The 14,795-nt window shown below is 63.7% G+C and carries 17 protein-coding genes; 5 read left to right on the forward strand and 12 right to left on the reverse strand.

Features of this window, described 5'->3' with window-relative positions:
- Nucleotides 1–5: 5 nt before the first annotated feature.
- Genes AC0J5K_RS11105 through AC0J5K_RS11130 form a run of 6 tightly spaced genes read right to left on the reverse strand, consistent with a single transcriptional unit; the run spans nt 6 to nt 4,908 of the window.
- Complete coding sequence (locus tag AC0J5K_RS11105; RefSeq protein WP_274562870.1) at nt 6–1,313, reverse strand: TRAP transporter large permease; 1,308 nt, start codon at nt 1,311–1,313, stop codon at nt 6–8.
- Nucleotides 1,310–1,822, reverse strand: a complete 513-nt coding sequence (locus AC0J5K_RS11110) for a TRAP transporter small permease subunit (protein ID WP_274562868.1) — start codon at nt 1,820–1,822, stop codon at nt 1,310–1,312. The genes AC0J5K_RS11105 and AC0J5K_RS11110 overlap by 4 nt, the downstream gene beginning before the upstream one ends.
- Before the next feature lie 31 nt (nt 1,823–1,853).
- Complete coding sequence (locus AC0J5K_RS11115; protein WP_274562867.1) at nt 1,854–2,939, reverse strand: C4-dicarboxylate TRAP transporter substrate-binding protein; 1,086 nt, start codon at nt 2,937–2,939, stop codon at nt 1,854–1,856.
- 32 nt (nt 2,940–2,971) lie between these two features.
- Nucleotides 2,972–3,403: an OsmC family protein gene (locus tag AC0J5K_RS11120; RefSeq protein ID WP_350103320.1), complete on the reverse strand. Its 432-nt coding sequence runs from the start codon at nt 3,401–3,403 to the stop codon at nt 2,972–2,974.
- A 30-nt stretch (nt 3,404–3,433) separates the two neighbouring features.
- Nucleotides 3,434–4,090 carry a malonic semialdehyde reductase gene (locus tag AC0J5K_RS11125; protein ID WP_244526425.1) on the reverse strand — a complete coding sequence of 219 codons (657 nt, stop codon included), beginning with the start codon at nt 4,088–4,090 and terminating at the stop codon, nt 3,434–3,436.
- On the reverse strand, nt 4,087–4,908 hold the full coding sequence (locus AC0J5K_RS11130) for a fumarylacetoacetate hydrolase family protein (RefSeq protein ID WP_274562862.1): 822 nt from the start codon (nt 4,906–4,908) through the stop codon (nt 4,087–4,089). Before AC0J5K_RS11130 ends, AC0J5K_RS11125 begins: the two co-directional genes overlap by 4 nt.
- A 163-nt stretch (nt 4,909–5,071) precedes the next feature.
- On the opposite strand from AC0J5K_RS11130, the gene AC0J5K_RS11135 reads away from it, so the two are divergent.
- The gene (locus tag AC0J5K_RS11135) at nt 5,072–5,458 is read left to right on the forward strand and encodes a YciI family protein (RefSeq protein WP_274562860.1); all 387 of its coding nucleotides are present in this window, start codon (nt 5,072–5,074) and stop codon (nt 5,456–5,458) included.
- Nucleotides 5,459–5,558: 100 nt separating this feature from the next.
- On the opposite strand, the gene AC0J5K_RS11140 is transcribed toward AC0J5K_RS11135, so the two are convergent.
- The 5 genes from AC0J5K_RS11140 to AC0J5K_RS11160 form a co-directional block, all read right to left on the reverse strand.
- Nucleotides 5,559–6,311, reverse strand: coding sequence for an ABC transporter permease (locus AC0J5K_RS11140; RefSeq protein ID WP_048530808.1), 753 nt, complete (start codon nt 6,309–6,311; stop codon nt 5,559–5,561).
- A 4-nt stretch (nt 6,312–6,315) separates the two neighbouring features.
- Entirely contained in the window at nt 6,316–7,116 is an 801-nt protein-coding gene (locus AC0J5K_RS11145) for an ABC transporter ATP-binding protein (protein ID WP_048533719.1), read from the reverse strand.
- Nucleotides 7,103–7,864 (reverse strand): ABC transporter permease, encoded by a 762-nt coding sequence (locus AC0J5K_RS11150; RefSeq protein WP_048530806.1) that lies wholly within the window; start codon nt 7,862–7,864, stop codon nt 7,103–7,105. The genes AC0J5K_RS11145 and AC0J5K_RS11150 overlap by 14 nt, the downstream gene beginning before the upstream one ends.
- Nucleotides 7,865–7,937: 73 nt before the next feature.
- Nucleotides 7,938–8,918 carry an ABC transporter substrate-binding protein gene (locus AC0J5K_RS11155; protein WP_274562855.1) on the reverse strand — a complete coding sequence of 327 codons (981 nt, stop codon included), beginning with the start codon at nt 8,916–8,918 and terminating at the stop codon, nt 7,938–7,940.
- Between the two features lie 81 nt (nt 8,919–8,999).
- Nucleotides 9,000–9,674 (reverse strand): FadR/GntR family transcriptional regulator, encoded by a 675-nt coding sequence (locus tag AC0J5K_RS11160; protein ID WP_274562853.1) that lies wholly within the window; start codon nt 9,672–9,674, stop codon nt 9,000–9,002.
- 184 nt (nt 9,675–9,858) lie between these two features.
- Between AC0J5K_RS11160 and AC0J5K_RS11165 the strand changes: the two genes are divergently transcribed.
- The 4 genes from AC0J5K_RS11165 to AC0J5K_RS11180 all read left to right on the forward strand — a co-directional run bounded on the left by AC0J5K_RS11165 (nt 9,859) and on the right by AC0J5K_RS11180 (nt 13,948).
- A complete protein-coding gene (locus tag AC0J5K_RS11165) occupies nt 9,859–10,545 on the forward strand; it encodes a fumarylacetoacetate hydrolase family protein (protein ID WP_274562851.1) in 687 nt (228 codons plus the stop codon).
- A 60-nt stretch (nt 10,546–10,605) separates the two neighbouring features.
- Entirely contained in the window at nt 10,606–12,147 is a 1,542-nt protein-coding gene (locus AC0J5K_RS11170) for an acyl--CoA ligase (RefSeq protein WP_274562850.1), read from the forward strand.
- Nucleotides 12,144–13,124, forward strand: coding sequence for a 2-dehydropantoate 2-reductase (locus tag AC0J5K_RS11175; protein ID WP_274562848.1), 981 nt, complete (start codon nt 12,144–12,146; stop codon nt 13,122–13,124). Before AC0J5K_RS11170 ends, AC0J5K_RS11175 begins: the two co-directional genes overlap by 4 nt.
- Before the next feature lie 143 nt (nt 13,125–13,267).
- A complete protein-coding gene (locus tag AC0J5K_RS11180; protein ID WP_048530798.1) occupies nt 13,268–13,948 on the forward strand; it encodes a GntR family transcriptional regulator in 681 nt (226 codons plus the stop codon).
- Between the two features lie 98 nt (nt 13,949–14,046).
- On the opposite strand, the gene AC0J5K_RS11185 is transcribed toward AC0J5K_RS11180, so the two are convergent.
- On the reverse strand, nt 14,047–14,784 hold the full coding sequence (locus tag AC0J5K_RS11185) for an amino acid ABC transporter ATP-binding protein (RefSeq protein WP_083415949.1): 738 nt from the start codon (nt 14,782–14,784) through the stop codon (nt 14,047–14,049).
- Nucleotides 14,785–14,795 lie beyond the last annotated feature (11 nt).

Raw genomic sequence — 14,795 nt, forward strand, 5'->3', positions numbered from 1 at the left:
AACCTCTAATTCAGAATGGCAAGGCTGAGGGCGGGAAAGCGGATCAGCAGCACCAGCACCACCAGCATGACAAAGGCGAAGGGCAGCGCCCCGAGAAACACGTCCTTGAGCGAGATCCGCGCATCGTCGAGCGTGGCCTTGATGACAAAGCAGCTCAGCCCCAGCGGCGGCGTCAGCAGCCCGATCTCGGCCGCCACCACCGCGACAATGCCGAACCAGACCAGGCTGAGCCCCAGCGCCTCGATCAGCGGCAGGAACAGCGGCACCACGATCAGGATGATCGAGGCGGTGTCGAGGATGGTGCCGAGAAACAGCATCAGCACCACCAGCAGCACCATGATCCAGAAGAACGAGAACTCGTTGGCGGCCAGGATGGTCTGCAATTCGTTGGGCAGCCCGGCCAGCCCGAGCATCCGGGCATACATCGAGGCGGCGGTGATCAGGAATAGGATCGCGGCGGTGATATGGCCGGTCTCGATCACGGTTTCCCAGAAGCTGCGCCAGGTGATCCGGCGGCGCAGCGCCGCGATGACGATACCGAGGGCAGAACCCGCCGCGCCGGCTTCGACCGGGGTGGTCCAGCCGGTGTAGATGCCGCCCAGCACGACGAGGATCAGACCGGCGACCGGCCCCAATTTCACCGCGATCTCGGACCAGGGCATCAGGGTCGCGGCTTCGACCTCGCGGCCACCGACAAAGCCCGGCGTCAGCCGCGCCATCAGCCAGATCGCCGCGACATATGCCGCTGCCAGCATCAGACCGGGCACCACGCCGGCCAGGAACATCTCGCCCACCGATTGCTCGGCCACGAAGGAATAGATGATCAGCATGGCCGAGGGCGGAATGATCATGCCCAGCACCGAAGAGCCCGCAACAACCCCCACGGCGAATCGCGGGTTGTAGTCGAAATTCAGCATCTCGGGCACCGACATCTTGGAAAACACCGAGGCGCTGGCGATCGACGAGCCGGTGACAGCGGCAAACACCGCATTGGCCCCCACCGTCGCCATGCCGATGCCGCCGGTGATGCGGCGAAAGCCCTGGTTCATCACCGCATAGATATCGGCCCCCAGCCCCGCCTTGGAGACGATCAGCCCCATGAAGGTAAAGAGCGGAATCGTGGCAAAGGTGTATTCCATCGCGCTGTCGCCGATGGCGATCTTGAGCAGCGCGAAGGACAGGTCGATGTTGTCGCGCATGATCCAGATGGCAAGAAAGCTCACCATTCCCAGCGCAATCGGGATATAGACCCCGAGATAGATCAGCACGATGATCGCGACGATCGAGAAAAGGCCAATTTCGACCGGCGTCATGATCCGCTTTCCAGTTCCGGTTGGTCATCGATCAGCGGGCGGGCGACATGCAGCAGGAAATGCACGACACAGAGCCCCGCGCTGAGCAGGATGACAAGCTTGACCGGCCACCAGGGCGCGGTGAACACCCCGGGCACGCCGAAATAATCCTGCGAGGCCCACATTTCCAGGAACTCGGGCCACATGGCATAGACCACCAGCGCCATGAAGATGGCGCTGCTCAGGTCGATGGCACGGCTGAGCAGCCGGCCCTTGCGTGGCGCGCGCACCGCGAGCAGCCCCAGAAAGCCGTCGGATCGGGTCAGCCGGCCGACGCGGATGACGTCGGGCAGTTGCAGAAAGACGATGAGGACCATGGAGAATTGCACCACTTCCACCGCTCCGAGAAAGGGGCGATTGAACAATCCGCGGGCGATGATGTCATAATTCACCACCGCGACAAGCAGGACGACGACGAGGGTGCCGGCGGCATTGGCGGCCATCGCAATGCCGTCGGCAAGTCGTTTCACAGCGCTGCGCACCAGCTTTGCCTGACCGGGCTCAGTTGGTGGCCGCGTCGGCGGCCCAATCGCGCACCGGGGTAAAGCCCGCGTCTTTCAGCTTGGCCATATAAGCCTGAAGCATCTCGGTGCCGGGCTGGCCGGAATCGTCCAGCCCCTTGGCCCATTCCGCCGCGATATTCGGCATCGCGTCGGCCCAGGCCGCGCGCTGGTCCTCCCCCAGTTCCGTGATCGTGCCGCCGGCGGCGACATAGGCGTTGCGGCTTTCCTCGGCGCGGTCCATGGCGATGCCCGCGACGTGATCGCGGTAGAGCACGGCGACCTCTTGCAGCGCCTCTTGCACCTCGGCCGGCAGCCCCTCCCAATAGTCCTTGTTCACGGTGATCGTCTTGGAATTCACCGCGCCAAGATCGGCGCGCAGCATATAGGGCGCGACCTCGGAGATCTTGAATGTCGCCGCGGCTTCCGGCCAGAGCATGGCGTGATCGACAAGGCCGGTCTGCACCATGTTGTAGAAATCGGTCAACCCGCCGCGCACACCGGCCGCGCCCTGGATGCCTTCGAGATAGCGCAGGTTCATGCCGGCGCCGGCAACCTTGTCACCCTCGATATCGGCCAGGCTCTCGACCGGCTCGCGCGAGAAGATCTGGTAGGTGTCAAGCACCACGCCGGTCGCCAGGTAGACCTGGTTCTGCGCGTCGAACTCGGCTTGCATCGCCGGAAATTCCTTGGCGATCTCATCCACCGCCCTGGCCACGGCGCGGGCATCGGCGGCGACAAACGGCGTGGCCGCCGCAATCGCCTGGCTCGGCAGTTTCGAATTGTGAAAGATCGTCGTCACGATGCCGATGTCGCCCAGCCCGAGCTTGATGCCCTCGAGCACGCCCTTGGGCTTGACGATGGTGCCGCCATAGCTTTCCTGCCAGTCCATCTGGTAATTGCCGGTCTCGGCGAGCCGCTTGTCGACCTCGGGAATGAAGAAATTGGTGAACTCCTGCACCCAGAGCGCCCGGGCCGGATAGCCGTCGATCACCACCGCCTTGATCGTCTCGGTCGCGTATGCGGGCAAGGCCGCGGTGCTCAGCGCAAGCCCGAGCACCGCGCGTTTAGCGAATGAATTGAACATGTCAGTCTCCTCCCAAAGTGTGACGCGGGCGTTCAGCCCTTGCGCCAGGTGATGTTCAGGTCCGTTCCGGATCTTTCGAACAGTTTCGAGATCGCGCAGAATTTGGCGGTCTCCGCGGCCACGTTTTGCAGCTCTTCTTCGGTGCATGGCCCATCGGCGGCCACGGCCAGCCGGATGGCGGTAAAGGGCACATCCACCTCCTCCATCAGAAGCACCCCGCGCCGATCGAAATCGACTTCCATGTCAAAGGCAAGATTGCCGATGTCGATGCCCAGGCTGTGGGCGCATTTGTGGCCGATCACATTGGTGCAACCGATCAGCGCCGCATAGGCGGTGGCAGTGGGTGACGGCCCGTCATTGGTGCCGCCGCGGGCCACCGGCTCGTCGATCACCACGGTGTTGCCGTCAATTTCGGCCTCACTGCGCGAGTGGCTGGTACCCCGGCCCGCCAGCTTGATCGTCATTTTGGTCTTTGGTCTGATCGCCATGGCGCCTCACAGGATTTCGCAGATATCGTCGAACGTAAACCGCGGCAGTTTCTGGAACAGCGCGCTTTCGTCGGCATAACCGAGATTGACCAGGAAATTGGATTTCCAGCCATTTTCGGCAAAGAACTCCTGGTCCACGATCTCGTTGGAAAAACCCGACATCGCCCCCACGTCGAGCCCGAGCGCCCGGGCCGCGATCATCAGATAGGCCCCTTGCAGCGTTGCGTTGCGGAAGGCGGTGATTTCGGCGTAATCCTCCTTGCCGTCGAACAGATGCTTGCGATCCTCGTGCGGGAACAGGAAATCCAGCCGTTGCCAGTAGAGCGGATCCCAAGCGACGATCGCGGTCACCGGCGCGGCGCGCATCTTGTCGATGTTCTTGGCCTTGAGCGATTTCGCCAGCCGGTCCTTGCCCGCCTCCGAGGTCACAAAGACAAAGCGTGCCGGGCAGGTGTTCATGCTGGTCGGCCCGGCGATGGTGATCTCGAACAGGGTACGCAGCAGATCCTCGCCAACCGGCCGGTCGGTCCAGGCGTAATGTGACCGCGCATCGCGCAGGATCAGATCGATGGCATCATCGTCCAGCCGGTCGACCCGCGCCCGCAGTGCCTGCACCGCCCGTTGCGCCTGCTGGCGGCGGATATCCGTGGGTTCACGCATCATTCCGCGGCTTCCCGTCCGATTTCGGCTTCGTCCACCACCGGGCTGGCACAGATGCCGATGCCCTCGATCTCGATCTCGACGGTTTCGCCGGGCTTGAGCCAGCGCGGCGCGGGTTTCTTGGCGTGGCCGACACCCGGCGGCGTTCCCATGGCGATGTGGTCGCCGGGCTGAAGCGTGGTATATTCCGAGATCGTGGCAATCGTCTGGGCCACCGACCAGATCATATTGCCGGTGTTCGAGCTTTGCAGGATCTCGGCGCCCACCCGGCTCTCGATCTTCAGCCCCGAGGCGCCTTCGGGCAGATCCTCCGGCGTCACCACGAACGGCCCGATGGCGCCGGTGGCGTCGAAATTCTTGCCCGGTGTCCATTGGTGCGTCTTGCGCTGGTAATCGCGCACCGAGCCGTCATTGAACACCGTATAGCCGAACACATGTTCCAGCGCTTGGGCCTCGGAAATATGCCGCCCGCCCTTGCCGATGATCACCATCAGCTCGGCCTCGTAATCCAGATGATCGGAACACCCCGGCCGCACCATCGGCTGGCCCGCCGCCATGATCGACTGTTGCCCGCGCATGAAAAGCGCCGGGTAGTCGGGAATCTCGTAACCGCCTTCCTTGATGTGATCGGTGTAGTTGAGACCGAGACAGATGATCGTCGGCGGTGCAGAGACCGGCAGCGCCGGCGTGATGTCGGACACCGCGACGCCCTTGGCGCCCCGCGCCAGCTCCCGGGCCTGTTCCTGGGCCTGTTCCAGCAACGACGGATCGGCGATCAGCGCCGCCAGGTCGTCCCCGATCCCGGTTACAGCCTCGGTCAAATTGACCGCCTTGTCCCCGTCGACCGCAAAGACGGCCCGTTTCCCGGATACACTTCCCACCAGCAGACGCATCGATTCCTCCAGCTTGATTGCAGATATTTTTGCCGATAAAAAATACTCAGGTCAAACAAAATCGATGTTTTTGAGTATGGAGGTCGAAAACATGCCAAAATGGAATGATTACATGTCCGAAGCCCGGTCGCGCGGCGCGCTGGCGCTGGAGCTCTTTGTGGTTCAATCGGTTCCGGCCGGCGATGGTGCCGACGTCAAAGCCGCGCTACCCGATCATCTGGCCTATCAGGCCCGGCTCGAGGCTGAGGGCGCGCTGGTCTTTGCCGGGCCGATGTCGGACGAGAGCGGCGAGATGATGGAAGGCATGGGGCTGATCGTCTATCGCGCGGCCTCTTTCGAGGCGGCGCGCAGTCTGGCCGAGAACGACCCGATGCACCGCGCCGGCGCGCGCAGCTTCACCCTGCGCCGCTGGCTGATCAACGAGGGATCGATCACCCTCTCCGTCGAGTTGTCAGGCCAAAACGTCAGCCTGACCTGAGACCGGCTCCCAGGCTGCCAAAGGGGGGCCAAACCGCCCCCCTTTCCCTTACTGCTCGGATAGTTTGCCGTGACGGGCCACCGCGCGGCGGCCCGTCGGATCAGCGTTTCGCCGCGTAATAGGCGACGCGCCGCTCGAGGTAGGCCAGAAACTCGGCGATGGTGAACGCCAGCGCGAAGAGCACGATCAGAACGGCCCAGAAATGCGCCATCAGGAAATTCGACGAATAGAGCTCGAACAGCGCGCCGAAGCCGACGATCGAGATCAGAAGCTGACCGATGATCACCCCCTTGACCGCCCGAATGACACCGATGCGCACCCCGCCGAGGATCTCGGGCAGTGCGGCCCAGAAGTAGATCTTGAAGAAAGCGTCAGCCGGCGAGGCGCCGAAGGATTTCGCCATTTCGACCAGTGATCGGTTGATCTGTTTCACACCCGCCCGCGAGTTCAGGATGATGATCCAGATCGCGAACAGGGTCGTGGTGATGATGATCGACTTCATGCCAAAGCCGAACAGCACCATCAGCACCGGGACCAATGCCGTCAGCGGAGCGCTGAGAAACACATTGACCCAAGGCAGCAGCAATTCGTCCAGCAGCCGCGAGCGCCCCATCAGGATGCCGACCGGAATGCCGATGAAGACGGCAAAGAACACCCCCACCACAAAGGCATAGCCGGTTTCGCCAAGCGCCTTGAGAAAGGCCGGCGTCCCGATGATCTCGAACAGCGTGGCCAGAACTTCCGACAGCGGCGGAACAAAGAAGGTCACGTCCAGCTGCCCGATCAGCTCCCAGAGCAGCCCCCAGATGATCAGCGAGGACATGCCGGGCAGGTTGTAGCCGAAGAGCTTCATGTCATCACTCCACGTAGCTGCGCAGCGAGGCCCAGATATCGTCGACGATATCGAGATATTCCGGGTCACGGCGGATCTGGTCGTGATCCTTGTGGCGAAAGCCCGAGGGGCGGATGATCTCGGACACCCGGCTTGGGCGCGGCAGAAGGATGGCGATCTGGTCCGAGACATAGACCGCCTCTTCGATCGAATGGGTAACGAAGATGAAGGTTTTGTTCTCGTTTTGCACCAGGCCCAGAAGGTCCTCCTGGAACTTGCGCCGGGTCTGCTCGTCGACCGCCGAGAAGGGTTCATCCATCAGCAACACCTTGGCATCGACCGACAGCGCGCGGGCCAGACCGACCCGCTGGCGCATGCCGCCGGAAAGCTCGTGCGGGTAGCTGTTTTCGAACCCGCCAAGCCCGACTTCCTTGATGTATTTCGCGGCGATGTCCTCGCGCTTGGACTTGTTGATGCTGCGCAGTTCCAGCCCGAAGGCGACGTTACGCATCACCGTGGCCCAGGGCAGCAGCGCGAAATCCTGAAAGACAAAGGCGCGGTTCGGACCCGGGCCGGTCACCGGCTTGCCATTGACCTCGACCTCGCCCGAGGTCGGCTCCAGAAGGCCGGCGATGATCTTCAGCAATGTGGTCTTGCCGCAGCCCGAAGGCCCGAGCAGCGAGGTCAGCTGGCCGCGCGGAAACTCCAGCGTCAGATCCTTCAGCGCCTCGACCGCGCCATAGTTCTTCGAGATGTTTCGGACGGAGACAGCGATTTCGCTCAGAGCGGGTTCTGCCGTCGCAGGGGCTTCCTTAATCAGAGACATATCCACGGTCGTGTCCTTTGAAGAGGGTTTTTTCGGTGCGCTCCAGCAGGTTCAGAAACAGAACCGCAAGCACGATGATGGAAAAGATCGCCGCATACATGCTGGGGTAATCGGCGATCGAGCGGCTGAAGGTGATGATGTCGCCGACCCCGGTTGGCGTGATCTTGAGTTCGGCCAGAATGGCGCCGATGAAACCGGCGGACACGCCAAGGCGCAGCCCCGAGAAGATCAGCGGCGAGGCGGCGGGAATGATGATCTTGATCAACATGTCGGTACGCGTACCGAGAAAGGATTTGCACATCTCCTTCATCGATTCCGGCGTGTGACGCACCGCGCTGGCTGTGTTCAGGACGATCACCGGCATGGCCATGATGCAGACCACAAAGACCTTGGACGTCAGCCCGATGCCATAGGCCATCACCAGAAGCGGGATCAGCGCGGCCAGTGGCGCCGATTGCATCACGATGAAGATCGGCGAGACCAGCCAGTCGAAGAATTTGCTGAGCCCGATCCAGAGCCCGAGCCCGATGCCCAGGACGGTGGAGATCGCAACGCCGACGACAAGCGGCCGCAGGGTTTCGGCATAGGCCTCCCACAGCCGCCCGTCCAAGGCCATATTGCCCAGCGCGGCCATGGATTCGAGGAAGGTGGGAAAGGCGTAGCTGACAGGTATTCTGCCGGCGATCTCCCACGCGCCGAAGATGATGACGGCAGACAGGATTTTCAGATAGAGCGAACGGTTCGCCATGGGGTGATGTCCCCTATTGTGGGATGAAAGGGTGCAATCCGGGCCGCAGTCGGCTCGGATTGCGCGTCGGAGATCAGTTCATCGCCTTGTCGAGCGGCGCGAGATACCAGAAGTCCTCGATATTCAGGTCCGACGGATCGCCTTCGAGCTGACCCGCCGCCGAGTACCATTCGAGATCGGCATTGGCCGCGACCCTGCCGCCGCCATCCTTGGAATACAGCCCGGCGTCGACCGCATCGCCGTAAAAGCCGTCAAGCTCGCCCAGGATCTGTTCGGGCAACTGGCCGATCGGACCGTCGGGATTGGTCTCGCGGCGGATGATCGTCGGATCCTCGTGCATGTCGCGATAGGTGCTGAGCAGGGCATCGACAAAGATCTGCACGTCTTCCTCGTTGTTCTGGATCCAGTCGAGATTGGCGAACAGCGCCTCATCCGACGCCTCGACCTCGAACATCTCGAGCACGTTGAACCGGTCGGCCTCGGGGCTGCGCATCAGCTTGTTGGTGTTCGACAGGTCGATGATCGTGGCGTCCGCCTGGCCGCCAAGCAGCGCCGCCACCCGGTTCGACGATCCCGGCACGTAGGACCGTTCGCCGAATTTGATGCCCAGCCGCTCCTCGATCACATTGGCGATGGAATCGGTGCCGCCGCCCCGCGAATGCAGCAGGATCGGCTCTCCATCGAGATCCTCGAGCGCTTCGTATTTGGTGGTCGTGACCGGGAAAAACTTCAGCTTGGACAGCTGGAAGATAATCCGGATCGGCGCCCGGGACCGTTGCATCGCCGCATAGGGCGTGCCGAAGCCGATATCCATCTGGCCACTCAGCACCGCCTGGATGGCAAGCTCTTCATCCGAGAAGGCGGTCCATTCATAGTCCAGCCCGTTGGCCTTGGCACGTTCCAGCGCGACGAAGAAAGCTGCCAGCTCATCGGATGGCGTCTCGGCCAGGGCGATCTTGATCGTGTCCGCCTCGGCGAGTGCCGGCAGCATCAGGCCGCCGGCCATCACCGCCCCGGCGATCCACGCCGTGGTCTTGCGCAGTAGATGTTTCATCGTGTTCCTCCCTTGGATTTTGCTTTGGTCCCTACCGAGGGCGGGCGCGGATTTTCCGTCTTCCCCCCTGTCGGCCTGCTCTCAGATCTCCCCGAACAGGCGCGCCGACACCGATCCGATATGCCGGCGCATGGCATCATGCGCCCCCATCGGATCGCGCGCCTCTACGGCGGCGGCGATTTTCCTGTGCTCCTCGAAACTGGTGTGGCTGCGCGGCGGGCGGATGCTTTCGCGCACCACCCTGCGCCAGGCCACGTTGCGCTGAACCTTGTTCATCTGGTCATAGAGCGTGACCAGCAAAAGATTGTCCGAGGCCACCGCCACCGCATGGTGAAAGGCGTCGTCATGCGCCTCGTACTCGGCCCAGGTCTCTGCCTGTTCGCAGCTTTCGACCGCCTGCATGATCTTTGCCACCGCGCGGCCCGAGGCATTGACCGCCGCCTCGCGGGCGATGGCCGGCTCGATGCTCAACCGGGCGCGCATCACCTTGACCGGGGTCAGATGGTGGCCGATGTCGGGCAGTTCCAGCACGTCCCTGGCAGATTTGGGCTCGGCCAGAAAGGTGCCCTTGCCCACGTGCCGCCAGATCAGCCCCTCATGCTCAAGCGCTTCCAGCGCCCGGCGCAGCGTGGCGCGCGTCATTCCCAATGCGCCGATCAGATCCCGCTCTGCCGGAAGCCGGTCACCGGGCGCATAACCGCCCGCGTCGATAAAGGCTTTCAGACTGTCCACGCTGGCCTCGCGGCTAATGTGCATTGGTTTGTCCATTTCGCTGTCTAACCTCAGATTGATCCACCAATTCTGAGATATTGGATCGATTATGGCCGATCAATCCTATATTGCAAGAAATAAAATCGATATTATCGCAGTCTCTTCGGATTGATCCAAAATTGATCTGAGCTTATGACTTTAGCAACGAATCAAAAAACCTGGAGGAACCATGCCCGATTACATCATCGAACCGCCGCAGCCCGTGGGGCTGCCGATTGCCGGCAACGATGCCCTGTTCCCGGTGCGCAGGGTCTATTGCATCGGGCGCAATTACGCCGCGCACGCCATCGAGATGGGCGACGACCCCGACCGCGACCCGCCGTTCTTCTTCCAGAAGAATCCCGACAATCTCGATCCTTCGGGAGAATTCCCCTACCCTACAAAGTCCGACGACGTGCACTACGAGGCCGAGATGGCCGTTGCGCTCAAGACCGGCGGCGTCAACATTCCGGTCGATTCTGCGCTCGACCATGTCTTCGGCTACGCCTTGTCGCTCGACATGACGCGGCGCGACCTCCAGGGCGCGGCCAAGAAGAAGGGCCGCCCCTGGGAAGTGGGCAAGGCCTTCGAGCGATCGGCCCCGATCGGGCCGATCCTGCCGGCCTCGGACATCGGCCACCCCTCCGAGGGGCGGCTCGAACTGACGGTGAATGGCGAGACCAAGCAGGAAGGCGACCTGAACCAGATGATCTGGAAGGTGCCGGAGATGATTTCCTATCTGTCGGACCATTTCGAACTGGCGCCAGGCGACGTGATTCTCTCGGGCACGCCCGCCGGCGTCGGCCCGATCACCAGAGGCGATGTCATGGAACTGAGCATCGAGGGCCTCGGCAGCCTGAAAATCCCGGTCGTCTGATCCCAGCCACCTGACAGGGGCCGCCCCCGCCGGGCGGCCCGCATCCAAGCGGAGCCCGCCATGAGCCAGACCCTCGCCACCCTGATCGCGGCGCATGCCGCCACCGCCCCGGCCATCGGCGCACCCGGGCGCGACTGGCTGACCTACGGCGCCCTGCGCGACCTGACCGGCGAGGTCGGCGCGGCCCTGCACGGCCAGGGCATCGGTCGGGGCGACCGGGTCGCCATCGTGCTGCCCAACGGGCCCGAGATGGCCACCGCCTTTGTCACCATCGCCCAGACCGCCACCGCGGCACCGCTGAACCCGGCCTACCGGCAGGAGGAATACGAGTTCTACCTCGAAGACCTCAAGGCCAAGGCGCTGGTGGTGGCCGCGGAATACGACGGCCCGGCCCTACCCGCCGCCGCCCGGTTCGGCATCCGGGTGCTGCGGCTGACCGCCTCGGCGCGCGATCCCGCCGGCACCTTCACGCTGTCGACCGAGACCGCCGGCGACAGGTGCGACACCACCGCGCCCGAGGCCGACGACACCGCCCTGATCCTGCACACCTCCGGCACGACCTCGCGGCCCAAGATCGTGCCCCTGCTGCACGCCAACGTCGCCGCCTCGGCGCGAAACGTCAGCGCCTCGCTGGACCTGACGCCGGAGGATTGCTGCCTGAACGTCATGCCGCTGTTTCACATTCACGGGCTGATTGCCGCGGTCTCGGCCTCGCTTGCCGCCGGCGCGCGGATCAGCTGCGCTCCGGGCTTCAATGCGCTGAAGTTCTTTGCCCAGCTCGACGAGGTTCGGCCCAGCTGGTTCACAGCGGTGCCGACCATGCACCAAGCGATCCTGTCCCGCGCCGCCCGCAACAGCGAGATCATCGCGCGGGCGCCGGTGCGGTTCCTGCGGTCGTCCTCCGCCTCGCTGCCGGCGCCGGTGATGCAAGAGCTGACGGCCACTTTCGGCGCGCCGGTGATCGAGGCCTATGGCATGACCGAAGCCGCGCATCAGATGTGCTGCAACCCGCTGCCGCCCCGCGCCCAGAAGCCCGGATCGGTCGGCATTGCCGCCGGGCCGGAAGTGGCGATTGCCGACGAGTCGGAAAACCGCCTGCTCGACCGCGCCGCCACCGGCGAGATCGTCATCAGCGGCCCGAATGTCACCCTGGGCTATGAGGGCAACCCCAAGGCCAATGCCGAGAATTTTTTCGAGGCCGGGGGCATGCGCTGGTTCCGCACCGGCGATCAGGGGGCCTTCGACGCCGAAGGCTATCTCCGGCTGACCGGCCGGCTGAAGGAGATCATCAATCGCGGCGGCGAAAAGATAAGCCCGCTCGAGGTCGACGCCGCGCTGTTGAGCCACCCCGAGATTGCCCAGGTCGTCTGTTTTGCCGTGCCGCATCCGAAACTCGGCGAAGAGATCGCCGCGGCGGCGGTTCTCGCGGAAGGGTCGTCGCTCGACGAACAGGGCATCCGCGCCTTCGCCGCCGAACGCTTGGCCGATTTCAAGGTGCCCCGCCGCGTCCTCCTGCTCGACGAGATCCCCAAGGGCGCGACCGGAAAGATCCAGCGCATCGGCATGGCCGAAACGCTGGGCCTGATGGAGGCCGGCGAATGAAGATCTGCATTTTTGGCGCCGGGGCCATCGGCGGCTACATGGGCGTCAAGCTCGCGCAGGCCGGGGCCGATGTCAGCCTGGTCGCGCGCGGGCCGCATTTGGCCGCGATGCAGGCAAACGGGCTGACCCTGCACGAAACCGACAAAGCCCCTGTCACCGTGCCGGTCACCGCGTCCGACGACCCGGCGGCGCTGGGGGTGCAGGATTACGTGATCGTCACCCTTAAGGCGCATTCCGTGCCGCCGGTGGTGACCCGGATGACCCCCCTGATCGGCCCCGACACCACCATCGTCAGCGGCGTGAACGGTGTGCCGTGGTGGTATTTTCACAAACATGGCGGCGCATTCGAAGGCACGAGGCTTGCCTCGGTCGACCCCGGCGACGCGCAATGGAACGGCTTTGGCCCCGACCGGGTACTGGGCTGCGTCGTCTATCCGGCGGCCGAGGTCACCCGGCCCGGCGTCATCACGCATATCGAAGGCAATCGCTTTTCGCTGGGCGAGCCGGACGGCACGAAATCCGACCGCGCGCTGGCGCTGTCCAGGGCCCTTGCGGCGGCCGGTCTGAAAGCGCCGGTGCGCCCCCGCATCCGCGATGAAATCTGGGTCAAGCTTTGGGGCAACCTGTCTTTCAATCCGATCTCGGCGCTGACCCATGCCACGCTTGAGGTGCTCTGCACCGATCCCGGTACGCGGGCGGTCGCACGCGGCATGATGCGCGAAGCGCAGGAGATCGCCGAGAAGCTGGGGGTGAAATTCCCCATCGATGTCGAACGCCGGATCGATGGCGGCGCGGCAGTGGGGGCGCATCGCACCTCGATGTGGCAGGATCTCGACGCCGGCCGACCGATGGAAATCGATGCCTTGGTTGGGGCGGTCCAGGAACTCGGGCGGCTGACGGACACTCCCACGCCGACGCTCGACACCGTGCTCGCGCTGGTCGCCCTGCGCGGCCGCGTGGCCGGCCTGTATCACTAGCCCCCGTCACATTCACTCTGCTGAAGCGGCGCGTGAAGAGCGCCGGCAAATCCCCGACCGCGCCCCGGGCCAAGGCGGTCGCAGCGCACTCTGGGATATTGAATGCCTCCGAAATATCGATAATATTGCTCAAGGAGGCGGAAATGAACACACATGAACCAGATATCGGCGCTCCTTCGGGCTCGGCGACGAACCGGGCCTACGAGAGATTGCGAAGCATGATCGTCATCGGCGAGCTGAAGCCCGGCGAAAAGCTCAAGATCGACGGGCTGCGCAAGCGGCTCGACACCGGTGCCTCGCCCATCCGCGAGGCGCTCAGCCTTCTGACGTCCGACAACCTGGTTGAACGCATCGACCAGCGAGGCTTTCGCACGGCAGAGATCAGCGCCGAGAATTTCCGCGAAATTCTGCGCCTCCGCTGCGTTCTGGAAGACATGGCACTGCGCGAAAGCATCGCGCATTTCACCCAGGACTGGGAAGAGACGGTCGTGCTCGCGCATCATCGGATGCAACGATCCCAGGCAGCCGGCAGCGCCGATTTCGAGGATCTGCACAAGGCCTTTCACATGACGCTGCTGGCCAATGCCCCCTCGCCCATCCTGCTCAAGTTCTGCTCGCAATTGTACGATCTGAACATCCGTTACCGTTTCCTTGCCGGAAAGGCGCTGGAATATCAGCAGCGGGACGTGGCCGAGGAACACGCCGGCATCCTGGCCGCCGCCATCGCCCGCGACGCCGATACCGCAAGCACGCGGCTGCTCGATCACTACAAGCTGACCGGCGAATTCCTGGCCGGGTTGCTGGGCGACGGGACCTTCGGCTGACGGTCGTCGCATCCCGCCGGCGGCACGGCTGACCGGTCACCGCCGGCGCATGGCACCCCAAGGCGAACGCCTGCGCCTTTCCGGACCGGCGGCCGGGGTCAGTGGGTCAGCACCTGATCGAGAAAGCTTCGCGTGCGCGGGTTTTTCGGCGCGGTAAAGAAGCTCTCGGGATCGTTTTCCTCGATGATCTCGCCGGCATCCATGAACAGCACCCGATCGGCCACCTTGCGGGCAAAGCCCATCTCGTGGGTGACGCAGATCATCGTCATGCCCTCTTGCGCCAGGGTCACCATGACGTCGAGTACCTCGCCGATCATCTCGGGATCGAGCGCCGAGGTCGGCTCGTCGAAGAGCAGAATCTCGGGTTTCATGCAGAGCGCCCGGGCGATGGCCACCCGCTGCTGCTGCCCGCCCGAAAGCTGGCCGGGGTATTTGCGCGCCTGATTGCCGATCTGGACCTTGTCGAGAAAGCGCATGGCGGTCTCTTCCGCCTCGGCCTGCGGCAGCTTGCGCGCCAGCATCGGTGCCAGGGTGCAGTTCTCGAGGATGCTGAGATGCGGGAACAGGTTGAAATGCTGAAAGCACATCCCCACCTCGCGGCGCATTTCCTCGATATTGGGTGCGTCGGCGAGGATCGGCTCGCCGTTCACCAGGATCTCGCCGGACTGGTGCTCCTCGAGCTGGTTGATGGTGCGGATCATGGTCGACTTGCCCGAGCCCGACGGCCCGCAGACAACGATCTTCTCGCCCTTGGCCACCGAGAGGGTGACATCGCGCAGCGCGTGATAGGAGCCGTACCACTTGTTGACATTTCGCATTTCGACGGCGGGGGTCATCGGCATTCTCC

It is taken from the genome of Marinovum sp. E3 (assembly GCF_055755275.1).

What these genes read in the sequence shown, in the direction of transcription:
- AC0J5K_RS11105 (WP_274562870.1), bottom strand. Translation starts at nt 1,313, where the DNA reads ATGACGCCGGTCGAAATTGGCCTTTTCTCGATCGTCGCGATCATCGTG.
- AC0J5K_RS11160 (WP_274562853.1), bottom strand. Translation starts at nt 9,674, where the DNA reads ATGCACATTAGCCGCGAGGCCAGCGTGGACAGTCTGAAAGCCTTTATC.
- AC0J5K_RS11170 (WP_274562850.1), top strand. Translation starts at nt 10,606, where the DNA reads ATGAGCCAGACCCTCGCCACCCTGATCGCGGCGCATGCCGCCACCGCC.
- AC0J5K_RS11150 (WP_048530806.1), bottom strand. Translation starts at nt 7,864, where the DNA reads ATGGCGAACCGTTCGCTCTATCTGAAAATCCTGTCTGCCGTCATCATC.
- AC0J5K_RS11120 (WP_350103320.1), bottom strand. Translation starts at nt 3,403, where the DNA reads ATGACGATCAAGCTGGCGGGCCGGGGTACCAGCCACTCGCGCAGTGAG.
- AC0J5K_RS11115 (WP_274562867.1), bottom strand. Translation starts at nt 2,939, where the DNA reads ATGTTCAATTCATTCGCTAAACGCGCGGTGCTCGGGCTTGCGCTGAGC.
- AC0J5K_RS11145 (WP_048533719.1), bottom strand. Translation starts at nt 7,116, where the DNA reads ATGTCTCTGATTAAGGAAGCCCCTGCGACGGCAGAACCCGCTCTGAGC.
- AC0J5K_RS11165 (WP_274562851.1), top strand. Translation starts at nt 9,859, where the DNA reads ATGCCCGATTACATCATCGAACCGCCGCAGCCCGTGGGGCTGCCGATT.
- AC0J5K_RS11155 (WP_274562855.1), bottom strand. Translation starts at nt 8,918, where the DNA reads ATGAAACATCTACTGCGCAAGACCACGGCGTGGATCGCCGGGGCGGTG.
- AC0J5K_RS11175 (WP_274562848.1), top strand. Translation starts at nt 12,144, where the DNA reads ATGAAGATCTGCATTTTTGGCGCCGGGGCCATCGGCGGCTACATGGGC.
- AC0J5K_RS11135 (WP_274562860.1), top strand. Translation starts at nt 5,072, where the DNA reads ATGCCAAAATGGAATGATTACATGTCCGAAGCCCGGTCGCGCGGCGCG.
- AC0J5K_RS11140 (WP_048530808.1), bottom strand. Translation starts at nt 6,311, where the DNA reads ATGAAGCTCTTCGGCTACAACCTGCCCGGCATGTCCTCGCTGATCATC.
- AC0J5K_RS11180 (WP_048530798.1), top strand. Translation starts at nt 13,268, where the DNA reads ATGAACACACATGAACCAGATATCGGCGCTCCTTCGGGCTCGGCGACG.
- AC0J5K_RS11185 (WP_083415949.1), bottom strand. Translation starts at nt 14,784, where the DNA reads ATGACCCCCGCCGTCGAAATGCGAAATGTCAACAAGTGGTACGGCTCC.
- AC0J5K_RS11125 (WP_244526425.1), bottom strand. Translation starts at nt 4,090, where the DNA reads ATGATGCGTGAACCCACGGATATCCGCCGCCAGCAGGCGCAACGGGCG.